Origin of the sequence: Corynebacterium meitnerae (assembly GCF_027570075.1) — a bacterium.
Taxonomy (GTDB): domain Bacteria; phylum Actinomycetota; class Actinomycetes; order Mycobacteriales; family Mycobacteriaceae; genus Corynebacterium; species Corynebacterium meitnerae.
Map to the genome: position 1 here is coordinate 1 of NZ_JAKMUS010000028.1, position 5,190 is coordinate 5,190.

Sequence of the window (5,190 nt, forward strand, 5' to 3'; positions counted from 1 at the left end):
AGTTTTTAGGCCGGCGGTAACTTACTCTCCCACACCCTCCCGAGTGCAGTACCATCAGCGCGGGTGGGCTTAGCTTCCGGGTTCGGAATGGGACCGGGCGTTTCCCCACCGCTATCAACCACCGACACATCCTTGGGTGTGTCATGGTGACCAACATGTGTGGTCGGTATGTACTTGTTTTGTTTCTGACGTGTGTGGTGTGTCAGATACTGCATAGTGGACGCGTGCGGCGTGTGTAACACGTGTGTGTTGGCCGTTTTTGGTTGTTTGTTGTTTGGTGTATTAGTACCAGTCACCTTCGCACATTACGGTGCTTCCAGATCTGGCCTATCAACCCAGTAGTCTGCTGGGAACCTATGAAACCTCATCTTGAAACAGGCTTCCCGCTTAGATGCTTTCAGCGGTTATCCCTTCCGTACGTAGCCAACCAGCGATGCTCCTGGCGGAACAACTGGCACACCAGAGGTACGTCCGTCCCGGTCCTCTCGTACTAGGGACAGCTTTTCTCAAGTTTCAACGCGCGCGGCGGATAGAGACCGAACTGTCTCACGACGTTCTGAACCCAGCTCGCGTGCCGCTTTAATGGGCGAACAGCCCAACCCTTGGGACCTACTCCAGCCCCAGGATGCGACGAGCCGACATCGAGGTGCCAAACCATCCCGTCGATATGGACTCTTGGGGAAGATCAGCCTGTTATCCCCGGGGTACCTTTTATCCGTTGAGCGACACCACATCCACAAGTAGGTGCCGGATCACTAGTCCCGACTTTCGTCCCTGCTCGACTTGTAGGTCTCGCAGTCAAGCTCCCTTGTGCACTTACACTCTAAACACCTGATTGCCAACCAGGCTGAGGGAACCTTTGGGCGCCTCCGTTACATTTTGGGAGGCAACCGCCCCAGTTAAACTACCCACCAGGCACTGTCCCCAACCCAGATCATGGGCCAAGGTTAAGACATTCACTACGGTCAGAGTGGTATTTCACTTGTTGACTCCACACCCACTAGCGTGAGCGCTTCACAGTCTCCCACCTATGCTACACAAACCGCAGTAAACACCAATACCAAGCTATAGTGAAGGTCCCGGGGTCTTTTCGTCCTGCCGCGCGTAACGAGCATCTTTACTCGTAGTGCAATTTCACCGGGCCTGTGGTTGAGACAGCAGGGAAGTCGTTACGCCATTCGTGCAGGTCGGAACTTACCCGACAAGGAATTTCGCTACCTTAGGATGGTTATAGTTACCACCGCCGTTTACTGGGGCTTAAATTCTCCGCTTCGGACTTACGTCCTAACAGGTCCTCTTAACCTTCCAGCACCGGGCAGGCGTCAGTCCGTATACATCAACTTAACCGTCTTCGCACGGACCTGTGTTTTTGATAAACAGTCGCTTCCCTCTCTTCTCTGCGACCACAACCAGCTCACCGTCGCAAGAACGGATCACCGGTTATGGCCCCCCTTCTCCCGAAGTTACGGGGGCAATTTGCCGAGTTCCTTAACCACAGTTCACCCGACCGCCTTAGTATTTTCTACCTGACTACCTGTGTCGGTTTCGGGTACGGGCCGTACACATACATCGCTAGAGGCTTTTCTCGACAGCACAGGATCACCACCATCACCCACAATGGGCTACGCATCACGCCTCACATATAACGCAGGCCGCATTTCACTAACCTGCATGCTGCACGCTTACACCGCAATCCAATAAACGGCGTGGCTACCACTCTGTGTCACCCCATCACTGAACTACTACGGATCAGGCCCCACGCATCACACCCACCTGATCATCAAAGATGACCATGGCAGACGATCAGGGTGGTTAGTATCACCGATTCGCTCTTGGTCGCATGTATACGGGTACGGGAATATCAACCCGTTAACCATCGACTACGCCTGTCGGCCTCGCCTTAGGACCCGACTCACCCTGGGAAGACGAACTTGACCCAGGAACCCTTAGTCATCCGGCGGATACGATTCTCACGTATCATTCGTTACTCATGCCTGCATTCTCACTCGCACACAGTCCACGCGCCCTTACGATCACGCTTCACCCCATGCACGACGCTCCCCTACCCAACAAAAATTGTTGCCGCGGTTTCGGCGGTGTACTTGAGCCCCACTACATTGTCGGCGCGCAACCACTCGACCAGTGAGCTATTACGCACTCTTTCAAGGGTGGCTGCTTCTAAGCCAACCTCCTGGCTGTCTTCGCGATTACACATCCTTTTCCACTTAGCACACCCTTAGGGGCCTTAACCGGCGGTCTGGGCTGTTTCCCTCTCGACTATGAAGCTTATCCCCCACAGTCTCACTGCCGCGCACCATGTAACCGGCATTCGGAGTTTGGCTGACATTGCTAAGATGATAGTCCCGCTCAACCAACCAGTAGCTCTACCTCCGGCACACTAACGCGACGCTGCACCTAAATGCATTTCGGGGAGAACCAGCTATCACGGAGTTTGATTGGCCTTTCACCCCTACCCACAGCTCATCCCCGCAGTTTTCAACCTACGTGGGTTCGCGCCTCCACAACCTCTTACAGCTGCTTCACACTGGCCATGGGTAGATCACCCCGCTTCGGGTCCAGGACATGCCACTAAAAACACACAATTAGCATTCGCTTTCGCTACGACTACCCCACACGGGTTAACCTCGCGACATGCCGCTGACTCGCAGGCTCATTCTTCAAAAGGCACGCCATCACACACAAGAGGTGCTCTGACGGATTGTAGGCACACAGTTTCAGGAACTATTTCACTCCCCTCCCGGGGTACTTTTCACCATTCCCTCACGGTACTTATCCACTATCGGTCACACTGAGTATTTAGGCTTACCGGGTGGTCCCGGCAGATTCACAGCAGATTCCACGAGCCCGCTGCTACTCGGGGACACAGTCAGCACACATTGTTAAGTCTTCACGTACGGGACTCTCACCCACTCCGGCAGACCATCCCAGGCCACTTCCGCTAACACAACAACACGCACCGGTGTCTGGCAGAACACCACAACCGCACCCCACAACACCGCACACGCAACCCCTGCCAGGTATCACACGCACACGGTTTAGCCTCATCCACGTTCGCTCGCCGCTACTAGCAGAATCATTATTATTTTCCTCTCCTGTCGGTACTGAGATGTTTCACTTCCCGACGTCACCTCCCAACCGGCTATGAATTCACCAGCGGGTGACCACACACAACTATGGCCGGGTTTCCCCATTCGGACATCCTCGGATCAACGCTTTGTTGACAACTCCCCGAGGCATAACGCAGTCTCACACGTCCTTCATCGGCTCAGCATGCCAAGGCATCCACCATGCGCCCTTCAGTAACAAACACAACAACACACACCCCACACAAAAACGCAGGGCATGCGTCCGGATACACAACACATACTCACACAAAAAATATTCTTCAAAGAAGAAAGATGCTCGCGTCCACTATACAGTTCTCACACACCACACCCACCACCACCAACCAGCACAAACGCCGATCAGCAAACAGTGAGTCACAAACAGGAACAACCACCCACACACACACACAAAAAATCATGCGCGTAGGCACCATGTGCTGCCCCAGACACCCAACAGTGCACCAACAATTATCAACAATGCTTGGAATTTACGGTTCGTATACAACCATTCACCCGACCGGCATCTCACCAGCCAGGTATGTGTCCACCTGGATATTTCACTCAAACAGTGGCAGCACCACATTTGGGCACTCAACCACCTGTGCCTGCAACTGCAGGCAAAATAAAAGCTCCTTAGAAAGGAGGTGATCCAGCCGCACCTTCCGGTACGGCTACCTTGTTACGACTTCGTCCCAATCGCCGATCCCACCTTCGACAGCTCCCTAACAAGTTTAGGCCACTGGCTTCGGGTGTTACCAACTTTCATGACGTGACGGGCGGTGTGTACAAGGCCCGGGAACGTATTCACCGCAGCGTTGCTGATCTGCGATTACTAGCGACTCCGACTTCATGGGGTCGAGTTGCAGACCCCAATCCGAACTAAGGCCGGCTTTCAGCGATTCGCATCCCCTCACGGAGTAGCAGCGCGTTGTACCGACCATTGTAGCATGTGTGAAGCCCTGGACATAAGGGGCATGATGATTTGACGTCATCCCCACCTTCCTCCGAGTTAACCCCGGCAGTCTCTCATGAGTCCCCAACCAAATGCTGGCAACATAAGACAAGGGTTGCGCTCGTTGCGGGACTTAACCCAACATCTCACGACACGAGCTGACGACAACCATGCACCACCTGTACACCAGCCACAAGGGAAACTACATCTCTGCAGCGATCCGGTGTATGTCAAGCCCAGGTAAGGTTCTTCGCGTTGCATCGAATTAATCCACATGCTCCGCCGCTTGTGCGGGCCCCCGTCAATTCCTTTGAGTTTTAGCCTTGCGGCCGTACTCCCCAGGCGGGGCGCTTAATGCGTTAGCTACGGCACGAACCCCGTGGAAGGGACTCACACCTAGCGCCCACCGTTTACGGCATGGACTACCAGGGTATCTAATCCTGTTCGCTACCCATGCTTTCGCTCCTCAGCGTCAGTTACTGCCCAGAGACCTGCCTTCGCCATCGGTGTTCCTCCTGATATCTGCGCATTCCACCGCTACACCAGGAATTCCAGTCTCCCCTACAGCACTCAAGTTATGCCCGTATCGCCTGCAACCCCGCAGTTAAGCTGCGGTATTACACAAACGACGCGACAAACCACCTACGAGCTCTTTACGCCCAGTAATTCCGGACAACGCTCGCACCCTACGTATTACCGCGGCTGCTGGCACGTAGTTAGCCGGTGCTTCTTATCCAGGTACCGTCACTTACGCTTCGTCCCTGGCGAAAGGAGTTTACAACCCGAAGGCCGTCATCCCCCACGCGGCGTCGCTGCATCAGGCTTGCGCCCATTGTGCAATATTCCCCACTGCTGCCTCCCGTAGGAGTCTGGGCCGTATCTCAGTCCCAATGTGGCCGTACACCCTCTCAGGCCGGCTACCCGTCGACGCCTTGGTAGGCCATTACCCCACCAACAAGCTGATAGGCCGCGAGCTCATCCCACACCGAAAAAACTTTCCACCACCGACACTAAACGATGGTCCTATCCGGTATTAGACCCAGTTTCCCAGGCTTATCCCGAAGTGCAGGGCAGATCACCCACGTGTTACTCACCCGTTCGCCACTCGAGTAC

At 54.5% G+C, this 5,190-nt stretch carries 3 rRNA genes; all 3 read right to left on the bottom strand.

The features are described from left to right. Positions 1 to 8 precede the first annotated feature (8 nt). Positions 9 to 126: ribosomal RNA gene (gene rrf / locus L8U60_RS10615) — 5S ribosomal RNA — on the bottom strand. 136 nt (positions 127 to 262) lie between these two features. Further along, a 23S ribosomal RNA gene (locus L8U60_RS10620) occupies positions 263 to 3,330 on the bottom strand. 432 nt (positions 3,331 to 3,762) lie between these two features. Next, positions 3,763 to 5,190: ribosomal RNA gene (locus L8U60_RS10625) — 16S ribosomal RNA — on the bottom strand; the annotation flags it as partial.